The organism is Ensifer sp. 38_S197, from assembly GCF_056924495.1.
This window is the reverse complement of sequence record NZ_JBXOVZ010000002.1, coordinates 1018482-1042300: the sequence shown is the minus strand read 5'-3', so window position 1 is coordinate 1042300 and position 23819 is coordinate 1018482. Positions and strand designations below refer to the sequence as shown.

Sequence of the window (23819 nt, the reverse complement as noted above, 5' to 3'; positions counted from 1 at the left end):
TCGGCCGAAGCGAAGGGCACAGAAGGCAACGAGCCGGGCGAATGGCCCGGCTCGTTGCTCGATCCTCGATGGTCTTCAGCGCTTCGCCCAGAGCACCTTGAAGCGGGCGTTGCGGCAGGTTTCGCCGTATTCCTTGGCGTTCTCAGCCAGTACCTGCTCGTAGGGCAGGCCGCGATTGGCGACCAGCATCAGCTTGCCGCTCTGCTTCAGCGCCTTCAGCGCCGTCTTGATGATGGCAATGCCGAGCGCCGGCTCGGCGGCGTGGGCCTCGTGGAAGGGCGGGTTCATGACGATGAGATCGTACTTGTCGCGCGGCTCTTCGCTCGTCAGGTCGAACCAGTAGAAGCGCGCCGGCGTCGACGGGGCATTTGCCATCATGTTGACGCGGGCAGCCTCCAGTGCCTCGTGATCGGCCTCGAAGAGATCGACGCCCTTGAGGCCCGGCGAGGCTTCGGCGAGCTTGACGGCGAGATAGCCCCAGCCGGCGCCGAAATCGGCAGCATGGCCGTGGAAATCGTTCGGCAGGCGCGAGGCGAGCAGTTCCGAGCCCGCATCGATGCGGTCGTGCGAGAACATGCCAGGTGACGCCTCGAACAGGCCTTCGACGCGTACCGGCGCCTTGGCGAGCTTGTGCACGGCATCCGTGACATCGTCGGGGCGGGTGAACCAGAAGGCGACGCCGTGATATTTCGGCAGGTGGTCGCCCTCCCACTCGAACTTGGCGATCCGCTTCTTCAGCGACTGGATGCCGTCTTCCTTGCCGCCGGCAACGACGATCAGGCCACCCTCACGCGTGCGCTTCAACGCCTCCGCGATCCGGTCCTCGTTCTCGCCCTTGTGCTTGCCGCAGAGCACCAGCGTGACGTCGTAGTCCTCGCCGGTGATCTCCGGCGTCACATCGGCGCGTACGGCCTCCAGGGCGCGATAGAGCGGCCTCAGCGGCTGCACGGCCGCGACCGAGGCTTCGAAGCCCTGGGGCAGCTTGTAGCCAGCCTCGGCGCCGAGAAAGAGAACGCGCTCGCCTTCGCCCGGCGGGTCGATCACGCCGCTATCGAACGGGTAAAACAGGGTCTTCAACGCATCTCGGCTCATCGGTCTATCCGTCTCTTCCTACAAGAAAGGGGCGCGGAGCGATCCGCCCCGCGCCCCGAATGCATTCGGGTGAAGCCTGCTTATTCGGCGGCTTCGCCGTCGCCCTTCTTCTCAGACTTCTCGGCAACGATTTCCTTGCCGGTCGCCTGGTCGACAACCTTCATCGACAGGCGAACCTTGCCGCGCTCGTCGAAGCCCATGAGCTTGACCCAGACCTTGTCGCCCTCCTTGACGACGTCGGTCGTCTTGGCAACACGCTCGGCGGCGAGCTGCGAGATGTGGACGAGGCCGTCACGGGCGCCGAAGAAGTTGACGAAGGCGCCGAAGTCGGCGGTCTTGACGACCGTGCCTTCATAGATCTGGCCAACTTCCGGCTCGGCGACGATCGAGTGGATCCACTTGCGGGCCGCTTCGATTTCCTTGCCGGACGAGGAGGCGATCTTCACGGTGCCGTCGTCTTCGATGTTGATCTTGGCGCCGGTCTTTTCGACGATTTCGCGGATGACCTTGCCGCCGGAGCCGATGACTTCGCGGATCTTGTCGACCGGGATGTTCATGACTTCGATGCGCGGAGCGAACTCGCCGAGCTGGCCGCGGCTTTCGGAGATGGCCTTGGCCATTTCGCCGAGGATGTGGAGACGGCCGCCCTTGGCCTGGTTGAGCGCGATGCCCATGATCTCTTCGGTGATGCCCTCGATCTTGATGTCCATCTGGAGCGAGGTGATGCCGGCTTCCGTGCCGGCGACCTTGAAGTCCATGTCGCCGAGGTGGTCTTCGTCGCCGAGGATGTCGGAGAGAACGGCAAAGCGCTCATCTTCCTTGATCAGGCCCATGGCGATACCGGCAACCGGCTTTGCCAGCGGAACGCCGGCATCCATCAGCGCCAGCGAGGTGCCGCAGACGGTGGCCATCGAGGACGAGCCGTTCGACTCGGTGATTTCCGAGACGACGCGCAGGGTGTAGGGGAACTGTTCCGCCGTCGGCAGCATCGGGTGGATGGCGCGCCAAGCGAGCTTGCCATGGCCGATTTCGCGGCGGCCCGGGGAACCCATGCGGCCCGTTTCGCCGACCGAGAAGGGCGGGAAGTTGTAGTGCAGCATGAAGTTTTCCTTGTACATGCCCGTCAAGGAATCAACGTACTGCTCGTCTTCGCCGGTGCCGAGCGTGGCAACGACGATCGCCTGGGTTTCACCGCGGGTGAAGAGCGAGGAGCCGTGAGTGCGCGGCAGAACGCCGACTTCGGCGACGATCGGACGAACGGTTTCGAGATCGCGGCCGTCGATGCGGCTCTTGGTGTCGAGGATGTTCCAGCGAACGATCTTGGCCTGCAGGTGCTTGAAGACAGCGCCGATTTCTTCCGCCGTATGGGCCGGATTCTCGATGCCCTCGGGCAGGAAGTGTTCCTTCACCTTGGCCTTGACGGCGTCGACGGCAGCGTAGCGGGCAGCCTTCTCGGTGATCTTGTAGGCATTGCGCAGCTCGTCTTCGGCGATCGAGAGCATGGCGTTCTCGAGAGCGGAATGATCTTCCGGCTCGAATTCGCGCGGCTCCTTGGCGGCCACTTCAGCAAGCTTGATGATCGCGTCGATGACCGGCTGGAAGCCCTTCTGACCGAAGACGACGGCGCCGAGCATGATGTCTTCCGGCAGTTCCTTGGCTTCGGATTCGACCATCAGCACCGCGTCCTGGGTGCCGGCGACGACGAGGTCGAGGGTCAATTCGTCCATCTCGTCGAGATGCGGGTTCAGAACGTACTGGCCGTTGATGTAGCCGACGCGCGCGCCACCGATCGGGCCCATGAAGGGGATGCCCGACAGCGTCAGCGCAGCCGAAGCGGCGACCATCGACAGGATGTCCGGATTGTTCTCGAGGTCATGCTGCATGACCGTGACGATCACCTGGGTGTCGTTCTTGTAGCCTTCCGGGAAGAGCGGGCGGATCGGACGGTCGATCAGGCGCGAGACGAGCGTTTCGTTTTCGCTCGGACGGCCTTCGCGCTTGAAGTAGCCACCCGGGATCTTGCCGGCGGCATAGGTCTTTTCCTGGTAGTTGACGGTCAGCGGGAAGAAGTCCTGGCCCGGCTTCGGCGCCTTGGCCGAAACGACGGTGGCGAGAACGACGGTTTCGCCGTAGGTGGCGAGAACGGCGCCATCAGCCTGGCGGGCGATCTTGCCGGTTTCGAGCTTGAGCGGACGCCCAGCCCATTCGATTTCAACCTTGTGGGTATCGAACATGTTCTGTCCTTCGTGTGCGGCGGACCTTTCCGCGGCTGTTGCAGCGCGGGTGGTCGAGGGGCCGCATGGAATGGCGCATCACGGGCAAGACAACGGGAGGCTTCACGCTTGAAATCGGCTTGTTTCCGCTTCACCGGGCCGCTCATCGGCGACGTTCCGGCAAGCAGGGCCGAAGCATCCTGCAATCCTGCCCCATGACGGGCCATCGGTTGATCCGCGAAACCGGCCCATCCGGTTCGCTGGATTCTCTCCTGAAGCCACGCTTCCTAGGCGGCCGGAGAGTTCATTCGTCGAGCGTGCACCGCTCCATAAAAAAGCCGGCGGGTCGCAAAGACCCGCCGGACAAGTCGCTTAGCGACGGATGCCCAGGGCACCGATCAGCTTGCTGTAGCGCGCTTCGTCTTTCTTCTTCAGATAGTCGAGGAGCGAACGACGGCTGGAAACCATTGCGAGCAGACCACGGCGGGAATGGTTATCCTTCTTGTGGCCCTTGAAGTGCTCGGTCAGGTTGTTGATCCGTTCGGTCAGGATAGCAACCTGGACTTCCGGGGAACCGGTATCGCCTTCGACGGTTGCAAATTCCTTGATGAGCTGAGCCTTACGCTCTGCAGTAATCGACATCGGATGATCCTTTCGATTTCGAGGATTTCGGGACGCCTTCAGCCGGGATGTCGTCCAGCTGCGGCCGTGAACGCAACGGGCATGCGCCTTTTGCTGGCGTGCCTATAAACGAAATGGATGAAAAAGGAAAGGGTCATGAACTGGCACTCCGGAAGGCCGGTGGGACGCATCAGTTGCTCGTCGGGCGCGGTCGCATCGGCGCGGATTTCTGCAGGTCGCGATTGACCGAAACGCAGTCGAGATAGGCGGAGAAAGCCCAGCCAAGCGCTCCGGCCTCGTTGGCGACCAGAGACCAGCGCTTGCCCCCGAGATTGCGCTCGCCCGCCCTCTTCACCCTCGTGCCGTTTGACAACGTCATCACGAACCGACCGTTCGGCGCGTCGCGGATATTGAGCGGCGTCCCGGTCGGGTCCGCGATGGTGCAAGCGATATCCGTACCGCGCGCCGGCCCGCCCGTCAAAAGGAGGAGCGCCGGGATCGCGGCCAGCAGAGACAAGCGACCGAACGACCGTTTCATCGCGTGCGCCCTCCCCCGGCTCGCCTTCATGACCCTTCTTCCTTCGCATCGCGGGGAATGGTGATCCGCCACTCAATGCCGTCGGCATGCATTACCCGCTCCAGTGCAGCGTTCAGCGCCATGCCGAGCATGCGCTCCAATACCAGGGTCCCGAAGCCCTTGCGGACCGCATCCGAAGGCTTGCCCGCGAGATCCGCGCCCTCCTCCCGCCAGCGAATGGCAATGCCGTCATCCTCCAGCGACCAGCTCAGCTTGACGACCCCGGTGGTGTTGGCAAGCGCACCGTATTTGGTGGCATTCGTCGCAAGTTCGTGCAGGGCCATGCCGAGCGTCTGGGAGATCTGCGTGTCGAGCCTCAGGGCGGGGCCGGAAAGGATCATGCGTTTCGGATCGTCGGGCGTAAACGGCTGCAATTGGTTCTGGGCGAGCTCGCGGAAATCGACGCCTTGCGCCGCGTTGGCAATCATCAGATCCGTCGAGCGCGCAAGCCCGGCAATACGCTTGCGGAAGGATTCGGCGAAGTCCGCGGCACTCTCGGCCGAATAGACCGACTGGTTCAGCATGGACTGGATGACGGTCAGCTGGTTCTTCGAGCGGTGCGCCACCTCGCGCATGAGGAAGCGGATCTCGTTTTCCGCCTTGCCGCGCGCCGCGGCGGCGCGTGCCAGCGCCGTCGAGACCTGCTCGACCTCGGAGATCATGTGCGGCCGCGATTCGATCCGTTCGCCGGCACCGAGACGGCGCGCATCCTGCGCCACCAGCTTGACGCCCTGCGACAACAGCCGCGCGATCGCCAGCGAACCGGCGATCGCGATACCGGCGAAGAGGATGCCGCCGAGCGACAGCCAGAGGAACGACCAGACGGCCGGCGCATCGACGGTTGCGCGCGGTGCCCAGGCAATGATCCGCCATCCGGTGACGACGGAGAACTCGGTCGCGACGCGATATTCCGTGCCGTTTTCCTTGATGTTGCGGACGCCGATGCTGATCGCCGGCACCTTATCGAGGAAGAACGGTTCGCCAGCCTTCACGGCCGCATCCGACGAGATGATGACCTTGCCTGCGCTATCGACCAGCGCTGCGTTCCAGCCGGGGGAGAGCGTATCGCGGTTGACGGCCTTGGCCATGTTCTCGGCGTTTTGCGTCAACGTCAGCACATACTCCTCGCCGGTCGACAACTTCGCCGGCAGGTAAACGTTGAACACCCATTTTCCCGCGGTCTGGCCGAAGAAGACGTTGGAGACGAGTGGCGCGCCATTGTTGGTAAAGGCGCGCTCGACGGAGTCCGGATCCGAGACCCTGTTGAGCTTTGTGCCGAAAGGCACGCGAGTGTTGAGCAACTGGTTGTGCTTCCGGTCGATGACGATCAGGTAGGAATCCGTATCGGCAAGTGCAGTCGAGGCCCTGCCGTAGAAGGCCTCCATGTTGCCGTCTTCGATTTCTTGCGATGTCGACAGCACCTTCAGCGTCGTCAGCATGCCTTCGATGTCACGCTCGACGATACGCGTGACCGACCCGGTCGAGGCCTGCAGCAGCGCCGTGATCACTTGCTCCTGCTGATCGACGCTGCGCTTCAGCACCACGAGCGAAAAAATGAAGGCCGGAACGATGGCTACCAGCAGCAGCGACGTCAGGTAAAAGCTGAAGGGCCGGGTCAGGCGATGACGAAGGAGATCGGCGATCGCCGACAGGCCATTCGCCGCTCTTCGCTTTCCTTCTTCCGACACGCCCGTCACCTCAGTCGTCCGTCTTCATTCCGAGCCAGCGGGCACAGCCGCGTTCGGCGGACGCTGTCGAAGGCGGCGTGAACGCCAATCGGGTCTGGAGCACGGCAAGGAAACGGAATCACCTCGGACGGATTAGAAGCCCATGCCGGGGATCATGCGTCAAGGATGGGGCAAAGGCAAACGCTTCCGGGCGTTTAGCCGGTGGCGAAAACACGCTTCGGCCGGAACTCGCCCTCGGCGATCTCGCCGATGGCAACCAGCTTGCCGCGTGCCGTCGCATAGGCTTCAGGCGTCGCAAGCGGGGCATCGCGGCCGCGCAGAATGATCGGGTTGCCCATTCTCAGGCGATGCGCCTGATCGTCGTTGACGGCGACATGCGGCAGGTTGGAAAGCGCCTCGCCAGTCTCGATCAGATACGTGTCGAGCGCAGCCAGGCGTTCTTCGTCACCCTCGATTTTTTCCAGCGCCACCAGATCGGCGAGCGGCACCATGTCCTCTTCGCCAAACGGCGCGACGAAGGTGCGGCGCAGCGAGGCGATATGGCCGAAACAGCCGAGGTCGCGCCCCATGTCGCGGGCGAGCGAGCGCACATAGGTGCCCTTGCCGCATTCGATTTCGAAATGCGCGAGATTGGGGGCGGCCCCCAAGAGCGTCAGGCGGTGCACCTCGACCTCGCGGGCCGGGATCTCGACCGTCTCGCCATCGCGGGCGAGATCGTAGGCGCGCTCGCCGTCGATCTTGATCGCCGAGAATTGCGGCGGCACCTGGCTGATGACGCCGGTATATTTCGGCAGCAGCGCGCGGATCGCCTCTTCGTTCGGTCGTTCGCTCGACGAGTGCGTGACCTCGCCTTCGAGATCGTCGGTCGAGCGTTCCTCGCCCCAGGCAACGGTGAATTCGTAGATCTTGCGGCCGTCCATCACGTAGGGAACGGTCTTCGTCGCATCACCGAGCGCGATCGGCAGCATGCCGGAGGCCAACGGATCGAGCGTGCCGGCATGGCCGGCCTTCTGGGCCTTGAACAGCCACTTGATCTTCGAGACGGCTTCGGTGGAGCCGAAGTCGAGCGGCTTGTCGAGGATCAGCCAGCCCGAGATCGGGCGGCCTTTGGGCTTACGCGGTTTGGACATGAAATCTACTATTCTTCGTCTTCGCTGGTCTGGTCGAGATCGCGGCTGACTTCCGGCGAGCGCAGGAGCGCGTCGATCTTCTTGTAGTTGTCGAAGCTCGTATCGTCGCGGAAACGAACGTCGGGCATGTATTTCATCTGCCTGAGCTGCGGGCCGAGGCGGCCGCGAATGTACTTGGCATTGCGGTTGAGCGCCGCGATGACTTCGGCATGATTGGGCACGCCGAGCGGCGTAACATAGGCCGTGGCAATCTTCAGATCAGGCGACATTCGCACTTCCGAGATCGCGATGACGGTCTTTTCGATCACGGAATCGCGGACCTCGCCACGCTGCAGAACCTGGGTAATGGCGGCGCGCACCTGTTCACCGACGCGCAGCATGCGCTGGGAGGGGGCAGAGGATGTGGCTTTGCTCATGGACGGTACCTCAAAAAAATGCGAGCGCCGAAGGATAACCCGGCGCCCGCATAATCTCTAATCGGACGGATCTTAAAGCGTCCGCGTGATGTGCTCGACGCGGAAGCACTCGATCGTGTCGCCGGCGCGGATGTCTTCGTAGTTCTCGAAGGCCATGCCGCACTCCTGACCGACGTTGACTTCCGAGACCTCGTCCTTGAAGCGCTTGAGGGTCTTGAGCTTGCCTTCGTGGATAACGACGTTGTCGCGAACCAGACGGACGCCGACGCCACGCTCGACCTTGCCCTCGGTGACGCGGCAACCCGCGACCTTGCCGACCTTGGTGATGTTGAACACCTCCAGGATTTCGGCGTTGCCGAGGAAGGTTTCGCGGCGCTCCGGCGAGAGCAGACCGGACATCGCCGCCTTCACGTCATCCACCAGATCGTAGATGATGTTGTAGTAGCGGATCTCGATGCCGGCACGCTCGGCGGCCGAACGGGCCTGCGCGTTGGCGCGGACATTGAAGCCGATGATCGCGGCGTCCGACGCTTCGGCGAGCGAAATGTCGGACTCGGTGATACCGCCGGCACCCGAATGCACGATGCGCGCACGCACTTCGTCGGTTCCGAGCTTTTCGAGAGCACCGGCGATCGCTTCGATCGAACCCTGCACGTCGCCCTTGATGACCAGCGGGAACTCCTTGAGACCGGAGGTCTGGAGCTGGCTCATCATCTGCTCGAGCGAACCGCGCGAGCCGGACTGGCGAGCAACCGCCTTCTCACGGGCAAGCCGCTGGCGGTATTCGGAGATCTCGCGGGCGCGGCCCTCGTTTTCGACCACGGCGAACTTGTCGCCGGCAGCCGGCGTGCCCGAAAGGCCGAGAACCTCGACCGGCATCGACGGACCGGCTTCCTTGACGTGTTCGCCCTTGTCGTTGACGAGTGCGCGCACACGGCCCCACTGATCACCTGCAACGATGATCTGGCCGGGCTTCAGCGTGCCCTTCTGGACGAGGACGGTCGCAACCGCACCGCGGCCGCGGTCAAGCTCGGCTTCGACCACCGTACCTTCCGCCGTCCGGTTCGGATTGGCGCGCAGGTCGAGGATTTCGGCCTGAAGCAGGATCGCTTCCAGGAGCTTGTCGAGGTTGGTGCCGTTCTTCGCGGACACTTCCACGTCGAGAACTTCACCGCCCATGGATTCGACGAAGACTTCGTGCTGCAGCAGTTCGGTGCGAACCTTCTGCGCATTCGCCGTCGGCTTGTCGATCTTGTTGATCGCCACGATGATCGGAACGCCGGCCGCCTTGGCATGGTTGATCGATTCGATCGTCTGCGGCATCACGCTGTCGTCAGCCGCAACCACCAGGATCGCGATATCGGTCGCCTGGGCACCGCGGGCACGCATGGCGGTGAACGCTGCGTGGCCGGGGGTGTCGATGAAGGTGATCTTGTTGCCGTTCTGCTCGACCTGGTAGGCGCCGATGTGCTGGGTGATGCCACCGGCTTCGCCGGCCACCACGTTGGCGTGGCGGATCGCATCGAGCAGCGAGGTCTTGCCGTGGTCGACGTGGCCCATGATCGTAACGATCGGCGGACGCGGCAGCATCTCCTCTTCGGCGTCCGAAACGTTGAAGATGCCCTCTTCGACGTCGGATTCCGAAACGCGCTTGACCGTGTGGCCGAATTCGCCGGCGATGAGTTCCGCCATATCGGCGTCGATCAGATCGCCGGGCTTCATCATCTGACCTTCCTTCATCAGGTACTTGATGACGTCGACGGCGCGTTCGGACATGCGCTGCGACAGTTCCTGAATGGTGATGGTTTCCGGCAGGACGACTTCGCGCGAGATCTTCTCGCGGGTTTCCTGCATCTGGCTGCGCTTGAACTTCTCCTGGCGGCGACGCATGGCCGACAGCGAACGGTTGCGCTGGCCGCCGTCCTCGTCGACCGCAGCCGTCAGCGTCAGCTTGCCCTGGCGGCGGCCGTCGTCGCCCTTCGGGCGGGCCGGAACCTTAGCAGGCTCAGGACGCACGACCTTGCCGCGCGCCGGACCGGCATTGCTGCGCGAGCCGCGATCGTCGTCTTCGTCATCGCTGCGGCGACCACGGGCGGCAACGCCCGCAGGTGCCTGCGGCGCGGCGGCAGGTGCCGGACGCGGCGATTGCGGACGATTGTCGGGGCGACGCTCGGCGACCGGCGCCGGTGCAGCGGCGGCTGCAGCAGCCGGGCGCTCCGCGACCGGTTCGGCCGGCTTCTCGGCAACGGCGCGCGCAGCTTCTTCAGCGGCGCGGCGCTCGGCCTCCTCCTTCTCGCGGAGGATCCGTTCTTCTTCCTCGCGCTTGCGGCGGGCTTCGTCCTCGGCGCGGCGCTTGGCTTCCTCGGCATCGCGGATCTGGGCTTCGGCCAGGGCGCGACGCCGCGCTTCCATCTCACCGGCGGAGAGATCGTTCAGGACGACGCCGACGCGCGGGCGGTTCTGCTCCTGGCGCGGCTGATGTGCCTGCGGCTGTGGCGCCGGACGGCCCGAAGGCTGCGGCTGTTGAGGACGCTGCTCCGCCGGACGCGCGGCCGCACTCACGGGCGTGATCGGACGCTCGTCCTTGGGCCGATTGAAAGAAGTCGGGCGCTTTCTGGTTTCGACCACGACCGCTTTGGTGCGGCCGCGGCCCATGTCCTGACGCACCGTTCCCTGCTGAACCCCATGGGGCTTCAGGGTCAGCGTCTTCTTGCCTGCTACGCTGATGGTCTTGTCGTCTTTGTCGTCGGTCATTCCGTTCCGTTCCTAGCGATCAGGCCCGGATGCGTATCACCCGACCCCGTCTTCCAATTTGTCTCAAACAATACCCGCGATGCCGGCACTCGCCGGTGACGCGCGTCATTGCTGTGGCTTGCCAGCGCCGCCTTCGGCCCGGACCGGGACGGATCCTCGGTACTTTTCGAGCATGATTGCGCGCTTCACTACACCCTCACCCGCCTGCCCTGCAAGCGCTGCGGCATGGATAAAAGCATTACTTCCCAAAAGGCCCTCCATTTCCGCCCCGGTGAAGGGACGGAACGAAGGTATTTCCGTTTCGTCGTCGGCCACGAAGCTCATCGCCTTGCGGGCCTGGTCTATCTTGCGCACGCCGTCGGCCGCAGCATCGGCCGCATGGAACACGGCAAGCGCCGCAAGGCCGCGCACGGCCTGCTCCGTCTTCGTCGCGCCGGAGATGAACTGGGCGGCCTTGCGCGCCATGTTCATCATGCCGGCCAACTGCTCGGCGAGCAGCCGGTCGACGTCGTCGGCAAGTGTCGCGTCGGCCTTGACGTCCGCCTTCAGGGCGCGGGCGAAGAACTTCTTCGCCACCGCCTTTTCGACGAGCACCCGCTCGGCCTTCACCCAGCAGCCGCGTCCCGGAAGCTGCCGCTTCAGATCGGGAACGACGCGACCGTCGGGCCCGGCAACGAAGCGGATCAGTTCGTCGGGCGAACCGCTTTCACGGGTGACGATGCAGGTCCGCGTGCTGCCGTTCCGATCCTTCGGCCCCCTATCGGTGGGCAGGACGTCGGCATCATCAGAGGCGATCATCGTCCTCAGGCGTCCTGCTCGGCGCCTTCGGCAACGTCGATCGGCTCTTCGCCTTCGGCCTCATCGCTTGCCAGATCCTCTTCCGTGATCCAGCCGGCCGCCAGGCGGGCCTGAACGATCATGGCTTCGGCTTCGGCGCGCGAAACGTCGAACTTCGAGAAGGTGCCCTCGAAGCGCTTGGTCTCGCCGTCCTTGCGCTCGCTCCAGCCGACGAGATCGTCGGCCGCGCAACCGGCAAAGTCCTCGATCGTCTTGATGCCTTCTTCGCCAAGCGCAACGAGCATCTGGCTCGTCAGGCCGTCGATCGAGCGCAGTTCGTCGGCAACGCCGAGTTCCTTGCGCTTGGCATCCATTTCCGCTTCGAGCTTGTCGAGGAACTCGCGCGCACGGGTCTGGATTTCGGTTGCGGTCTCCTCGTCGAAGCCGTCGATCGACGAGATTTCGTCGAGATCGACATAGGCGAGCTCCTCGACGGCGGCAAAGCCTTCGGAAGCCAGAACCTGGCCGACCATTTCGTCGACGTCGAGTGCTTCCATGAAGAGGTTGGTGCGCTCGGTGAATTCCTTCTGGCGACGCTCGCTCTCTTCCTGCTCGGTGAGGATGTCGATGTCCCAGCCGGTCAACTGCGACGCGAGGCGAACGTTCTGGCCGCGACGACCGATGGCGAGCGACAGCTGCTCGTCCGGAACGACCACTTCGATGCGCTCCGCATCTTCGTCGAGAACGACCTTGGCCACTTCTGCCGGCTGCAGCGCATTGACGATGAACGACGCCGGATCCTGCGACCACGGAATGATGTCGATCTTTTCGCCCTGCAGTTCGCCGACGACCGCCTGAACGCGCGAGCCGCGCATACCGACGCAGGCGCCGACCGGGTCGATCGACGAGTCGTTCGAGACCACCGCGATCTTGGCGCGCGAACCGGGATCACGGGCAACCGACTTGATCTGGATGATGCCGTCGTAGATCTCGGGTACTTCCATGGTGAAGAGCTTCACCATGAACTGCGGATGGGTACGCGACAGGAAGATCTGCGGGCCGCGCTGCTCGCGGCGAACGTCGTAGACGAAGGCGCGGACGCGGTCGCCGTAACGCATGTTTTCGCGCGGGATCATCTCGTCACGGCGGATGATGCCTTCGCCACGACCGAGGTCGACGATGACGTTGCCGTATTCGACGCGCTTGACCGTACCGTTGACGATCTCGCCGACGCGATCCTTGAATTCGTCAAACTGGCGATCACGCTCGGCTTCGCGGACCTTCTGCACGATGACCTGCTTGGCAGACTGGGCGGCGATACGGCCGAAGTCCATCGGCGGCAGCGGATCGGCGATGAAATCGCCGAGCTTGGCATCCGGATTGCGATCGCGAGCAAGCTCGAGCGGGATCTGCGTGGAGTAATCGTCAGCCTTCTCGACGACTTCCAGAAGACGCTGCAGGCGGATTTCACCGGTCTTCGAGTTGATGTCGGCGCGGATGTTCGATTCCGACCCATAGCGCGAGCGGGCGGCCTTCTGGATCGCATCGGCCATTGCGGCCAGAACGATCTCGCGGTCGATCACCTTTTCACGCGCGACGGCATCCGCGATCTGCAGAAGCTCGAGCCGGTTAGCACTGACTGCCATGTCTTGTCTCCGTTTGGGTTGCAGGGGGCTTCACGCTCCGCCCGACTTATTCCTCAATAGGTGAATCTTCGTCTTCGAAATTCTCGTTCGCGGCGCGCGCAGCCTTCGCCTTCTTGTCGGCCGTCAGCGCATCGCGGATCAGATCGTCGGTCAGGATCAGCCGCGCTTCGGAAAGCGTGGTGAACGGGATGACGACAACAGGCTCCTCACCGTACGCAGGCTGGTCGCGCTCGAGCCGGAAACCATCGTCGTCGACGGAAACGATCTTGCCGCGGAACCGCTTGCGGCCATCGACCAGAACCGACGTCTCGCATTTCAGCAGGTGACCCTGCCAGCGGAAGAAGTCGGACTTGCGCACCATCGGGCGGTCGATGCCCGGCGACGACACTTCGAGATGATACGCCTTGTCGATCGGATCTTCCACATCGAGCACCGGCGAAATGGCCTTGGAGATCTCTTCGCAGTCCTCGACGGTCATGGTGCCGTCGTTCCGCTCGGCCATGATCTGCAGCGTCAGTCCGTTCTGGCCGGACATGCGCACACGCACCAGGCGATAGCCCATCGGCACGATAACCGGCTCGATGATATCGGCGATGCGCTGGTCGAGACCGGTTTCGGTGATCAGGCGCGGTTCATTTGCATTTTCAGCCGTTGTCGTATCGGACAAACGATCATCTCCTCATCGGACCGGCTAATAAAAAAGAGCGGGTCCTGACGGGCCCACTCTTCATCTACCGATCAAGAATTTGAGGCTCATATACGCTTCATCGCCGCAAATTGCAAGGCGTTGGGCCGTGTGCTTCAAATGCCTCGATCCGCGCGCAGCCGACGATCTTCGATGACAGGGTCAGTTTCAGCGGGTGGCACTTCGCGTCCTCCGGCCTATAACAGGAATCGAACCGCTTCGAAACGACAATCAAGGACGAGAGAGAAGACGAGGTGCCCCACCGTATTTCGCCGCTTGCACCCTTCAAGCACGACATCTTCCGCACGATCTGGATTGCGAGCCTCGCATCCAATTTCGGCGGCCTCATCCAATCGGTCGGCGCCGCCTGGCTGATGACCTCGATCTCCTCATCGGCGAACATGGTGGCGCTGGTGCAGGCATCGACCTCGCTGCCGATCATGCTCTTCTCGCTCGTCTCGGGCGCGCTTGCCGACAATTTCGATCGACGGCGGATCATGCTGGTGGCGCAATGTTTCATGCTGCTCGTCTCGGCGCTTCTGACGATCTGTGCCTATGTCGGGCTGATCACGCCCTGGCTGCTCCTGCTCTTCACCTTCCTCATTGGCTGCGGTACGGCGCTCAACAACCCATCCTGGCAGGCCTCGGTCGGCGACATGGTCCCGCGCGACGACCTGCCGGCGGCAGTGGCGCTGAACAGCATGGGCTTCAACATCACCCGCAGCGTCGGCCCCGCCATCGGTGGCGCGATCGTTGCGGCGGCCGGCGCCGCGGCCGCCTTCTTCGCCAACACGCTCAGCTATTTCGCGATCCTTTTCGCGCTGCTGCGTTGGCGACGGGAGGTGCCGACGAACACCCTGCCGCGCGAGACGCTGGGCCGCGCCATATCCGCGGGCCTGCGCTATGTCGCCATGTCGCCCAACATCGGCAAGGTGCTGCTGCGCGGTTTCCTCTTCGGCCTCTCGGCAAGCGCGATCCTCGCACTCCTGCCGCTCGTCGCCCGCGACCTCGTTCAAGGCGGGCCGCTCACCTACGGCCTGATGCTCGGCGCCTTCGGCCTCGGCGCGATCGGCGGGGCGCTGCTCAGCGCGCGCTTGCGAGAAAAGCTGTCGAGCGAGGCGATCGTCCGTATCGCCTTCACCGGCTTTGCCGCCAGCGCCGCGATCACGGCGCTCAGCACCTATGCCTGGCTGAGCTGTCTCGTGCTGCTCGTCTCCGGTGCCTGCTGGGTGCTGGCGCTGTCGCTTTTCAACACGACCGTGCAGCTTTCGACGCCGCGCTGGGTCGTCGGGCGGGCACTGTCGCTCTACCAGACGATGACCTTCGGCGGCATTGCCGGCGGCAGCTGGCTCTGGGGCACGGCCGCCGAACAATACGGCGCCGCCAACGCGCTGATGGGCTCCTGTCTCCTGATGTTCGCTGGCGTCGTGGTCGGCTTCCGGCTGCCCTTGCCGGAGTTCACCTCGCTGAACCTCGATCCGCTCAACCGCTTCAACGAACCACCGCTCGAACTCGATCTGAAGCCGCGCAGCGGCCCGATCGTCATCATGATCGACTACGAGATTGCCGATGACGACATCCCGGAATTCCTGACGACCATGGCGGAACGCCGGCGCATCCGCATCCGTGACGGCGCGGGGCATTGGGCACTGATGCGTGACCTCGAAAACCCGACCACCTGGACCGAGACCTACCACGTGCCGACCTGGGTCGAATATGTGCGCCACAACCAGCGCCGCACCCAGGCCGACGCCGCCGTGGGCGACAAGCTGACGGCGCTGCACAGCGGCGCTGCACCGCCGCGGGTGCACCGAATGATCGAGCGCCAGACGATCGTGCCGACCCACTACGAGCGCTACAAGCGCCAGGTCAATGTCGACATGCACTGAGGTTCTTCGCCAGCGCCTGCACCGACATCGACCGAGACGACAGAAAGAGGCCTTGCGCCGCAGGGCCTCTTTCGTGTTGGCGGTTCCGCGTCCGGCTGGAACGACCTAGAGCGTGCTGCATTTTTCCGGAATCGGGGATTCGCAAATCAGTTGGGATGTGATTCCCTGTCCATGCCGGGAGGATGGCCGGCATGGATGACGCGAGCTTATTCGGAGGACCTGCGGGAGCGGGCGCTAGCCCGATTGCGTAGCGGGGAGACGACGCGGTCGATCGCGGCCGCGCTTTCGATTGCTCCCTCCTGCGTTTCAAAATGGAAGCGACGTCTTGCCGAGACCGGCTCTCTTGAGCCCGGCCGTGTCGGCGGACGCAAGAAGCGCACCCTGTCGGGCGAGCGGGCGGACTGGTTGCGTGAACGCTGTCAATCCGGGCCGTTTACGACACGGGGATTGGTGGCGGAATTGGCCGAACGTGGCATCAAGACCGACCGTCGAGCGGTTTGGGTCTTTGTTCGAGCCGAAGGCCTGAGCTTCAAAAAAAACAGTTCTGCCGGCTGAGCAAACGCGAGTGGACATTGCCCGCAAGCGGCTGCGATGGAAGACCCACCAGCATCGGATCGAAGCCCGTCGGCTGGTCTTTCTCGATGAAACCTGGATCAAGACGAATATGGCGGCGCTCAGGGGCTGGGCGCCGCGCGGCCGGCGGCTCGCTGCGCCGGTCCCACACGGCCACTGGAAAACCCTGACCTTCATCGCCGCCTTGCGCTGCGACCGTATCGATGCGCCTTGGGTCATCGACGGGCCGATCAACGGCGAGCTCTTCACCCTCTATGTCAAGAAGGTCCTCGTGCCCACGCTCGCCAAGGGCGACATCGTCGTCCTCGACAATCTCGGCAGCCACAAGGGACAAGCCGTCCGTCGCGCCGTCAGGGCCGCAGGGGCGCACCTCTTCTTCCTGCCGCCCTACAGCCCCGACCTCAATCCCATCGAGCAGGTCTTTGCCAAACTCAAGCATCTCATCAGGAAAGCAGCCCCACGGACCGTCGAGGCAACATGGCGCAAGGCCGGTGAATTGCTCGACACCTTCTCGCCAGCCGAATGCGCCAATTATCTCAGAAACTCAGGCTATGCTTCCGAATGAAAGCAGCATGCTCTAGCGCAGCTTCGCCTTCAGCGAAGCATCGGGGAAGCAGGTTGCGGCAAGGCCGCTCTTCGCCTGCCAGTCGCCGAGCGAGCGACGCGTCTTGTAGCCGGGAAGACCATCGACCTTGCCGACATCGTATCCCTTGGCAACCAGCGCCTTCTGCATGGCGAGAACGTCCGAGCGCAGCATGTTGCCGACGTCGCCCCAGTCGCCACGAAACGCGCCGCCGCCGGTGGCGATGCGGTCGGCGAGGTTGCCGATGAACAGCGCGTAGAGGTCGGAGTTGTTGTACTCCTTGAGCACGTAGAAGTTCGGCGTGACGATGAATTCCGGCCCATGCCGGCCGGCCGGGACCAGCATCATCGAGGATGCCGCAAGCTCGTGCGACGGGAACCCCTTGCCGGAGATCCGTGTGATGCCCTTGTCGGCCCAGTCCGAGATCGGCCGGGCTAGGTCCGGCCCTTCCTGCGCGCAGGAAACGGCTTCGGGGATCGATACTTCAAAACCCCAGTCGCGGCCGCGCTGCCAGCCTTTCTTGACGAGATAGTTGGCGATCGAGGCCAGGCTGTCCGGCACCGAATTCCAGATGTCGCGGCGGCCGTCGCCGTCGAAATCGACGGCATATTGCAGGAAGCTCGACGGCATGAACTGCGGCTGGCCCATGGCGCCGGCCCAGGAGCCGCGCATCGCCGCCTCGTCGACGTCGCCGCTGTCGAGAATGTGCAGCGCCGCGATCAGTTCACGCCGGAAGAGGTCGGGCCGGGTCGACATGAAGGCCTTGGTCGCCAAGACGTCGACGACCGGATAGGGGATCTTGGCGCGGCCGAAGCCGGATTCTCTGCCCCAGATCGCCACCACCACCGAGCCGGGAACGCCATAGGTGCGTTCGATCTTCTTGAGGGTCGAGGCATGGGTGGAGGCAAGACTGCGGCCGGTCGCCGCGAGACCCTGCAAGCGCTTTTCCGAAAAGTAGCTGCCGGGCGAGGAGAACTCCGCCTGGCTCTGCTTCTGCTCCTTCGGCTTCGGAAAACCGGGCGGCGCCAGATCCGGCAGATCCCAGTTGAGCTTCACCTCGGAAAACGCCGCCTTGAACGAGCCGGCAGAAATGCCTGCCTGCTTCGCTTCCGGCCACAGATCATTCTGGAGCCAGGTGCGGAACTGAGCTTCAACATCCGCCTTGGTGGCGGCGTGAGCGGGAAGGTGAAGGACAAGGAAGGCGGCGACGGCTGCGAGGAGGGGAGCACGGCGCTTGCCCCCCTCACGACCGGCAAACCACGAGTGAACACGAGATTTCGAACGCATCTGCATCCCTTCAGATCGACGTGCGGGCACGAAGTGCCGCCGCCAGCGTGCCTTCGTCGAGATAGTCCAGTTCGCCGCCGACCGGCACGCCATGGGCGAGCCGGGTGATCTTCACCTCCATGCCCTCGAGCTGGTCGGTGATGTAGTGCGCCGTTGTCTGGCCCTCGACCGTCGCATTGACGGCGATGATCAGTTCGCGAACGCCGCCATTGGCGACGCGCTGGACGAGCCCCTTGATGTTGAGATCGTCAGGACCGACGCCGTCGAGCGGCGAAAGCGTGCCGCCGAGCACATGGTAGGCAGCATTCAGCGCCCCCGCCCGTTCCAGCGCCCAGAGATCGGACACGTCCTCGACGACGATGATCACCGATTGGTCGCGTCGCTCGTCGGAGCAGACGGTGCAGGGATCGATCGTATCGACATTGCCGCAGCAGGAGCAGATCCGGACCTTGCGGTGCGCCTCGCCCATCGCATCGGCGAGCGGGCCCAGCAACTGGTCCTTCTTCTTGACGAGATGGAGGGCGGCGCGCCGGGCCGAACGCGGCCCGAGCCCCGGGACCTTTGCCAGGAGCTGGATGAGTTTTTCGATTTCGGGGCCGGTGACTCGTTTTGCCATGCCGCGCTTTTAGCCCATATCGGCCCCGAACGGAATCGTCTTCGAAGCGCCAGGGCGACGCCTTTCAGGGTATCTCCGGCGTCTGTGGTCGCAAGCCTTGCCCTTGGCGACGAGCTCGCTCTCGTGCGGAGCCAAAGCGGCTATGTCTGCCCGGACTGGATAGGTGGACCAGGGCGCTTACCGCCCAGCAACCTCTTCGAGGGTGAAGACGATCAGAACGGCAGCTTCATGCCGGGCGGGATCGGCAGGCCGGCGGTCAGCTCGCGGGTCTTTTCCGCCTGGACGGCTTCGGCCTTGTCCTTGGCGTCCTTGTGGGCGGCAACGATCAGGTCTTCGAGGATCTCGACATCATCTTCCTTGAAGAGCGAGGGGTCGATCTTCAGGCTCTTGAGGGTGCCCTTGCCGTCGAGGCGAACGGTCACCAGACCGCCGCCGGACGTGCCGTCGACTTCGAGTGCGGCGATCTCCGCCTGCATCTTCTCCATCTTGGCCTGCATTTCCTTGACCTTGCCCATCATCCCCATGATGTCGCGCATCGTCGTCTCCTGTTGTTCTGTTTCTGCTCGCAGACGGGACTATTCGATGTCGTCGCCAGGGACGATATCGCCATCGGCGGATTCGGCTGTCGCCGGAGCAACGCTCTCGGCCTCTTCTTCGACGGCGCGAATGCGCACGTCGGTGATCTTTGCGCCCGGGAACCGGGCGAGAATGGCGGCAACGTCCGGATCCTGGCGCGCATCGTTGACGCGCTGCTCCTGCGCCCGCTGTTCGGCTTCGATCAACGTCGGCTCGCCGCGCTCGCGGCTGTAGCTGACGATCCAGTGGATGCCGGTCCATTCCTTGAGCTTGACCGCAAGCTCGCCGAGCAGCGTCTTCGGCGCGTCGTCGGAGACGTTGACGTCGAGACGGCCGGGTTCGATATGCACGAGCCGCAGGAAGCCGCGCACCAGCGTCTTCAGCTTGATGTCGCGGTTCTTGGCACAAAGTTCTGCGATATCCGCGATCGAATTGACCGAAACCGACGGCTGCGGCCTGGCAGCCGTAACGGCCATCGGCCGCTCCTCGATGCGACCGACCGTGACCGGCTGGGATGCCGCATCCGGCACGGCACGCAGCATCGTCGCGCCATTGCTCGTCGGGCGCTGAGCCGGCATCGCCTGGATGGCCTGGGCCGAAACCGGGCCTGAGGCCGAGGCCTGTGCTCCACCGCCACTGCCGCCGGCCGGTCCCGGGCGGGCACCGCCGCCTTCGCCACCGGAAAGCTCGAGCAGACGCCGCGCAGCCTCTTCCGGCGCCGGCAGATGTGCGGCATGTGCCAGACGGATCAGCACCATTTCGGCAGCCCCCGCCGGGCGCGACGAGCTTTCGGCTTCCGGGATGCCCTTCAGAAGCATCTGCCAGATGCGCGAGAGCGCCGTGACGGCGACGCTTTCGGCGAAGACGGCGCCGCGGGTGCGTTCGATCTCGCTCAGCGACTGATCGTTGACCGCATCCGGCACGTATTTCATCCGCGTAACCAGATGGGTGAAATCGGCAAGGTCGGTCAGCACGACCGTCGGATTGGCGCCGGCCTCATACTGTGCGGTGAATTCCTGAAGCGCCGCAGCAACGTCGCCTTTGACGATATGGTCGAAGAGGTCGACGATACGGGCGCGGTCGGCAAGGCCGAGCATGGAGCGCACGGTCTCGACCTCGACCGCGCCGCCGCCGTGCGCAATCGCCTGGTCGAGCAGCGACAGGCCGTCGCGCGCGGAGCCCTCGGCGGCACGAGCCACCATCGCGAGCGCCTCGGGATCGAAGGAAACGCCTTCCTTGCCGAGAATCGTCGAGAACAGGCCGACGAGATCGGAGGCGCTGATGCGGCGCAGATCGAAGCGCTGGCAGCGCGACAGGACCGTGATCGGAACTTTTCGGATTTCGGTGGTGGCGAAGATGAACTTTACGTGCTCAGGCGGCTCTTCGAGCGTCTTCAACAGGCCGTTGAAGGCCTGGGTCGAGAGCATGTGCACTTCGTCGATGATGTAGACCTTGTAGCGCGCCGATACCGGGCGGTAGCGCACCTGCTCGATGATCTCTCTGATGTCATCGATACCGGTATGCGAGGCGGCGTCCATTTCGATGACGTCGACATGGCGGCCGTCCATGATCGCCTGGCAATGCTCGCCCGGCACACGCAGGTCGATCGTCGGCCTGTCGGTGTCCGATGTCTTGTAGTTCAGCGCACGGGCGAGGATGCGGGCAGTGGTGGTCTTGCCGACCCCGCGCACGCCGGTCAGCATGTAGGCCTGCGCGATGCGCCCCGTTTCAAAAGCGTTGGTGAGCGTGCGCACCATCGGCTCCTGGCCGACCATCAGGTCGGAGAAATCCTTGGGGCGGTACTTGCGCGCCAGAACACGGTAGGCGGCCGGTTTCTCAACGGATGAAATGGACGTGTCGTCGCTCATCGACCCTGCCGCTGTTCGAACTCTTGTCCCGACAGGACGGAAAAGGTGGGAGGCTGGCACGATGACCCGTGCCGGGGCTCGTTAGGGCTGCTTCCTTCCGGACCTGACCCGGTTGGCGAGTGGCTCGTCCACCACCAACCTCCCGGCTTCCATATCGGCAATATCGAAAGCAAATGCAAGCCAAGCCATCAAAAAACTGATATCGATATGCAAAACAAGGCGAATCCGTTGTCTTGCCTGAGGAGAATGCGTTGGCGACCTTCACCCTTGACGACCGGCTCGAACGCGACGGCATCCCGATCGCCTCGATCGGCCTTTGCCAGATGCGGCTGATGAATGACCGTCGCTGGCCCTGGCTCGTGCTCATTCCGCAGCGTGAAGGCATTTCGGAAATCTTCGACCTGACCCCGCTCGACCAGACGATGCTGACCTTCGAGACGACGATGGCGGCAACCGCCCTCAAGAAGGTTACCGGCGCCGAAAAGATCAATATCGGCGCATTGGGCAATATCGTCCGGCAGCTACATGTGCATATCATTGCCCGCAACGACGGCGACCCGAACTGGCCGGGGCCAGTCTGGGGCTTCGGCAAGTCGGAGCCGTGGGACGAGAAAGAACATCAGGCCTTCGCAGCGCGCATTCTGGAAAACCTCTGAACATGACGAAATCGATCTTTGACCTTCGTAGCCCGCATCCGGAGCCAAGCACCCTCGTCGCCTTTTCCGAAAACCACCTGGACCGCCAGTCCGAGCACCGCGCCGACGATTGCGTCGAAGTGGCGCTCAAGCACCCGGGCGCCCATTTCCTGGCCTTCTCGGGACCGAAGCTGATCGTCAAGCACGACGAGAAAATCATCGACCCGCTGTTCGCCCCCTACGAACTCGAAGGGCTCGAGCCGATGCTCGACGAGACGATCCTGCTCGGCTACCTGCCGAACGGCGAGCCACGGCTTGCGGTGCCGACCGGCCTCACCGAAGAGACAATCACTGAGCCCTTCAAGATTGCCGACGGCCGCACGCTCTACCGCCAGCAGATGCTGCCGGAGGAGTTGCTCGGGCAGTTCGCGCAGGCCTCGAGCCTGATTACCTGGAACGCCAACAACCGCTTCTGCGGCCGCTGCGCCGGTCCGATGGAAGGCGCAGCCGGCGGCTACCGTCGCGTCTGCACCGCCTGCGGCCATATGGTCTTCCCGCGGACAGACCCGGTCGTCATCATGATGACGATCGACCTCGAACGCGATCTCTGCCTGCTCGGCCGCAGCCCGCATTTCGCCCCGGGCATGTATTCCTGCCTCGCCGGTTTCGTCGAGCCCGGCGAGACGATCGAAAACGCGGTGCGGCGCGAAACGCTCGAGGAGTCCGGCATCCATATCGGCCGGGTGCGCTACCATGCCTCGCAGCCCTGGCCGATGCCGCACACGTTGATGATCGGCTGCTATGCCGAGGCGAAATCGACCGTCATCAAGCGGGACGAGCAGGAGCTGGAGGACGTGCGCTGGTTCACCCGCGAGGAAACGATCGCGATGCTCGAACGCTCGACCGGCGTTGCCGATACCGGCGACGAGCATATTCCGCCACCGAAGGGTGCGATTGCACACCAGTTGATGCGCGACTGGCTCGCCTGGGGCGAACGGGCGTGACGGAATCAGGATGGCGATAGGAGGCGTTCGGCTTGTCCCGCTCCGAACGATTGCTCGATCTTCTGCAGGTGCTGAGGCGCTACCGCCAGCCGGTAAGCGGCCAGAAGCTGGCGGAGGAAACCGGCGTCAGCCTTAGAACGCTCTATCGCGACATCGCCAGCCTGCAGGCCCAGGGCGCCCATATCGAGGGCGAACCGGGGCTCGGATATGTGCTGAAACCGGGCTTCATGCTGCCGCCGATGATGTTCTCGGCCGAGGAAATCGAGGCACTGGTGCTCGGATCGCGCTGGGTCTCCAAGCGCACCGACGACGATCTCGCCGGGGCCGCAGCGAACGCGCTCGCCAAGATCGCCGCGGTGCTCCCGGCCGAGCTTCGCGACGAGCTGGACAGCTCGACCCTGCTCGTCGGGCCGAGCCCGCCGGCCACCAACGGCATCGACATCGCCGCGCTCAGGCGGGCGATCCGCAACGAACGCAAGGTGGAACTCAGCTACGTCGACAACGACGGCAGCGAAACGGAGCGGACGATCTGGCCTTTTGCGCTCGGTTTCTTCGAAAATGTCCGCATGGTCATGGCCTGGTGTGAACTCCGCCTGGATTTCCGGCACTTCCGCGCGGACCGCATGCGCCGGATGACGGTCACCGAGGCACGCTACCCCCGCCGCCGCCAGGTGCTGATGAAGGACTGGCGCGCCAGCCAGAATATTGCCGCGTCGAACCGACAGACGGTCGGCTCCTGAGGCGCGCTGCACGATACTGACAGAAGTTGGCAGCGGCCGACCCTAGCCTGCAACTCCCGCAACAAGGAGGCAGAGCATGGCCAAGGCAAATCTGATCGTACTTTATGTCAAGGATCCGCTGGCAAGCGTCGAGTTCTACCGCAAGGTCTTCGAACAGGAACCACGCGTCGTCTACCAGACCTTTTCGTCCTTCGAGCTACCCGGCGGCTTCACGCTCGGGCTCTGGGCCGAACACACGGTCGCGCCGGAGCCGACGGCATCAGGCCATCGTTCGGAACTGGCATTCATGGTGGAGGATGAGGGCGCGGTGCGCGCGCATTACGACAAATGGAAGGCGGAAGGGCTGCAGATTGCGCAGGCATTGACCGAGATGGATTTCGGTCCGACTTTCGTCGCGCTCGATCCGGATGGTCACCGGCTGCGCGTCTGCCTCTACGATTCGTGACGGG

21 protein-coding genes and 1 other RNA gene are annotated in these 23819 nt (G+C 63.8%); 6 read left to right on the top strand and 16 right to left on the bottom strand.

Annotation, left to right across the window (positions count from 1 at the left end; translation table 11 throughout):
* Positions 1-75: 75 nt before the first annotated feature.
* From AC1Z3V_RS18130 to rimP, 11 genes are all read right to left on the bottom strand, one after another.
* Complete coding sequence (locus AC1Z3V_RS18130) at positions 76-1092, bottom strand: class I SAM-dependent methyltransferase (RefSeq protein WP_483500833.1); 1017 nt, start codon at positions 1090-1092, stop codon at positions 76-78.
* A gap of 80 nt (positions 1093-1172) precedes the next feature.
* The gene (gene pnp / locus AC1Z3V_RS18125; protein WP_483500831.1) at positions 1173-3326 is read right to left on the bottom strand and encodes a polyribonucleotide nucleotidyltransferase; all 2154 of its coding nucleotides are present in this window, start codon (positions 3324-3326) and stop codon (positions 1173-1175) included.
* Positions 3327-3677: 351 nt separating this feature from the next.
* A complete protein-coding gene (gene rpsO, locus AC1Z3V_RS18120; protein ID WP_173515172.1) occupies positions 3678-3947 on the bottom strand; it encodes a 30S ribosomal protein S15 in 270 nt (89 codons plus the stop codon).
* A 169-nt stretch (positions 3948-4116) separates the two neighbouring features.
* The gene (locus AC1Z3V_RS18115; protein ID WP_483500829.1) at positions 4117-4464 is read right to left on the bottom strand and encodes an SH3 domain-containing protein; all 348 of its coding nucleotides are present in this window, start codon (positions 4462-4464) and stop codon (positions 4117-4119) included.
* 26 nt (positions 4465-4490) lie between these two features.
* A complete protein-coding gene (locus AC1Z3V_RS18110; RefSeq protein ID WP_483500827.1) occupies positions 4491-6200 on the bottom strand; it encodes a sensor histidine kinase in 1710 nt (569 codons plus the stop codon).
* Positions 6201-6385: 185 nt separating this feature from the next.
* The gene (gene truB, locus AC1Z3V_RS18105; RefSeq protein WP_483500825.1) at positions 6386-7321 is read right to left on the bottom strand and encodes a tRNA pseudouridine(55) synthase TruB; all 936 of its coding nucleotides are present in this window, start codon (positions 7319-7321) and stop codon (positions 6386-6388) included.
* Positions 7322-7329: 8 nt separating this feature from the next.
* Positions 7330-7737, bottom strand: coding sequence for a 30S ribosome-binding factor RbfA (rbfA, locus tag AC1Z3V_RS18100; RefSeq protein WP_483500823.1), 408 nt, complete (start codon positions 7735-7737; stop codon positions 7330-7332).
* A 72-nt stretch (positions 7738-7809) separates the two neighbouring features.
* Positions 7810-10491: a translation initiation factor IF-2 gene (gene infB / locus AC1Z3V_RS18095; RefSeq protein ID WP_429810736.1), complete on the bottom strand. Its 2682-nt coding sequence runs from the start codon at positions 10489-10491 to the stop codon at positions 7810-7812.
* A 105-nt stretch (positions 10492-10596) separates the two neighbouring features.
* Positions 10597-11289 carry an RNA-binding protein gene (locus AC1Z3V_RS18090; protein WP_483500821.1) on the bottom strand — a complete coding sequence of 231 codons (693 nt, stop codon included), beginning with the start codon at positions 11287-11289 and terminating at the stop codon, positions 10597-10599.
* Between the two features lie 5 nt (positions 11290-11294).
* The gene (nusA, locus tag AC1Z3V_RS18085) at positions 11295-12914 is read right to left on the bottom strand and encodes a transcription termination factor NusA (RefSeq protein WP_429810734.1); all 1620 of its coding nucleotides are present in this window, start codon (positions 12912-12914) and stop codon (positions 11295-11297) included.
* Between the two features lie 46 nt (positions 12915-12960).
* Positions 12961-13581 carry a ribosome maturation factor RimP gene (gene rimP, locus AC1Z3V_RS18080; protein WP_173515164.1) on the bottom strand — a complete coding sequence of 207 codons (621 nt, stop codon included), beginning with the start codon at positions 13579-13581 and terminating at the stop codon, positions 12961-12963.
* A gap of 272 nt (positions 13582-13853) precedes the next feature.
* Here rimP and AC1Z3V_RS18075 point away from each other — a divergent pair, with 272 nt between their 5' ends.
* The gene (locus AC1Z3V_RS18075) at positions 13854-15488 is read left to right on the top strand and encodes an MFS transporter (RefSeq protein ID WP_483500819.1); all 1635 of its coding nucleotides are present in this window, start codon (positions 13854-13856) and stop codon (positions 15486-15488) included.
* A gap of 195 nt (positions 15489-15683) precedes the next feature.
* Positions 15684-16626 (top strand): IS630 family transposase gene (locus AC1Z3V_RS18070; RefSeq protein WP_483500817.1). Its coding sequence is split into 2 segments (ribosomal slippage): positions 15684-16019 and positions 16021-16626, totalling 942 coding nucleotides; the frame shifts between segments, so codons are not numbered across the junction.
* 12 nt (positions 16627-16638) lie between these two features.
* Here AC1Z3V_RS18070 and AC1Z3V_RS18065 read toward each other — a convergent pair.
* The 5 genes from AC1Z3V_RS18065 to ffs form a co-directional block, all read right to left on the bottom strand.
* Positions 16639-17931, bottom strand: coding sequence for a lytic murein transglycosylase (locus tag AC1Z3V_RS18065; RefSeq protein ID WP_483500815.1), 1293 nt, complete (start codon positions 17929-17931; stop codon positions 16639-16641).
* Positions 17932-17941: 10 nt separating this feature from the next.
* Positions 17942-18547 carry a recombination mediator RecR gene (recR, locus tag AC1Z3V_RS18060; RefSeq protein WP_429810731.1) on the bottom strand — a complete coding sequence of 202 codons (606 nt, stop codon included), beginning with the start codon at positions 18545-18547 and terminating at the stop codon, positions 17942-17944.
* A 212-nt stretch (positions 18548-18759) separates the two neighbouring features.
* Positions 18760-19083: a YbaB/EbfC family nucleoid-associated protein gene (locus AC1Z3V_RS18055; RefSeq protein ID WP_029742357.1), complete on the bottom strand. Its 324-nt coding sequence runs from the start codon at positions 19081-19083 to the stop codon at positions 18760-18762.
* Positions 19084-19122: 39 nt separating this feature from the next.
* Positions 19123-20991: a DNA polymerase III subunit gamma/tau gene (locus AC1Z3V_RS18050; protein WP_483500813.1), complete on the bottom strand. Its 1869-nt coding sequence runs from the start codon at positions 20989-20991 to the stop codon at positions 19123-19125.
* A 45-nt stretch (positions 20992-21036) separates the two neighbouring features.
* Positions 21037-21134, bottom strand: an RNA gene (gene ffs / locus AC1Z3V_RS18045) — signal recognition particle sRNA small type.
* Positions 21135-21242: 108 nt separating this feature from the next.
* Here ffs and AC1Z3V_RS18040 point away from each other — a divergent pair.
* From AC1Z3V_RS18040 to AC1Z3V_RS18025, 4 genes are all read left to right on the top strand, one after another.
* Entirely contained in the window at positions 21243-21647 is a 405-nt protein-coding gene (locus AC1Z3V_RS18040; protein WP_429810729.1) for an HIT family protein, read from the top strand.
* A 2-nt stretch (positions 21648-21649) separates the two neighbouring features.
* Positions 21650-22630 carry an NAD(+) diphosphatase gene (gene nudC, locus AC1Z3V_RS18035; RefSeq protein WP_429810728.1) on the top strand — a complete coding sequence of 327 codons (981 nt, stop codon included), beginning with the start codon at positions 21650-21652 and terminating at the stop codon, positions 22628-22630.
* Between the two features lie 32 nt (positions 22631-22662).
* The gene (locus tag AC1Z3V_RS18030; protein ID WP_483500810.1) at positions 22663-23370 is read left to right on the top strand and encodes a helix-turn-helix transcriptional regulator; all 708 of its coding nucleotides are present in this window, start codon (positions 22663-22665) and stop codon (positions 23368-23370) included.
* A 76-nt stretch (positions 23371-23446) separates the two neighbouring features.
* Complete coding sequence (locus tag AC1Z3V_RS18025) at positions 23447-23815, top strand: VOC family protein (RefSeq protein WP_429810726.1); 369 nt, start codon at positions 23447-23449, stop codon at positions 23813-23815.
* Positions 23816-23819: the final 4 nt, after the last annotated feature.

Coding starts and splice junctions, on each gene's coding strand:
- AC1Z3V_RS18130 (WP_483500833.1), bottom strand. CDS start 1,092: ATGAGCCGAGATGCGTTGAAGACCCTGTTTTACCCGTTCGATAGCGGC.
- pnp (WP_483500831.1), bottom strand. CDS start 3,326: ATGTTCGATACCCACAAGGTTGAAATCGAATGGGCTGGGCGTCCGCTC.
- rpsO (WP_173515172.1), bottom strand. CDS start 3,947: ATGTCGATTACTGCAGAGCGTAAGGCTCAGCTCATCAAGGAATTTGCA.
- AC1Z3V_RS18115 (WP_483500829.1), bottom strand. CDS start 4,464: ATGAAACGGTCGTTCGGTCGCTTGTCTCTGCTGGCCGCGATCCCGGCG.
- truB (WP_483500825.1), bottom strand. CDS start 7,321: ATGTCCAAACCGCGTAAGCCCAAAGGCCGCCCGATCTCGGGCTGGCTG.
- rbfA (WP_483500823.1), bottom strand. CDS start 7,737: ATGAGCAAAGCCACATCCTCTGCCCCCTCCCAGCGCATGCTGCGCGTC.
- infB (WP_429810736.1), bottom strand. CDS start 10,491: ATGACCGACGACAAAGACGACAAGACCATCAGCGTAGCAGGCAAGAAG.
- AC1Z3V_RS18090 (WP_483500821.1), bottom strand. CDS start 11,289: ATGATCGCCTCTGATGATGCCGACGTCCTGCCCACCGATAGGGGGCCG.
- nusA (WP_429810734.1), bottom strand. CDS start 12,914: ATGGCAGTCAGTGCTAACCGGCTCGAGCTTCTGCAGATCGCGGATGCC.
- AC1Z3V_RS18065 (WP_483500815.1), bottom strand. CDS start 17,931: ATGCGTTCGAAATCTCGTGTTCACTCGTGGTTTGCCGGTCGTGAGGGG.
- recR (WP_429810731.1), bottom strand. CDS start 18,547: ATGGCAAAACGAGTCACCGGCCCCGAAATCGAAAAACTCATCCAGCTC.
- AC1Z3V_RS18055 (WP_029742357.1), bottom strand. CDS start 19,083: ATGCGCGACATCATGGGGATGATGGGCAAGGTCAAGGAAATGCAGGCC.
- AC1Z3V_RS18050 (WP_483500813.1), bottom strand. CDS start 20,991: ATGAGCGACGACACGTCCATTTCATCCGTTGAGAAACCGGCCGCCTAC.
- nudC (WP_429810728.1), top strand. CDS start 21,650: ATGACGAAATCGATCTTTGACCTTCGTAGCCCGCATCCGGAGCCAAGC.
- AC1Z3V_RS18025 (WP_429810726.1), top strand. CDS start 23,447: ATGGCCAAGGCAAATCTGATCGTACTTTATGTCAAGGATCCGCTGGCA.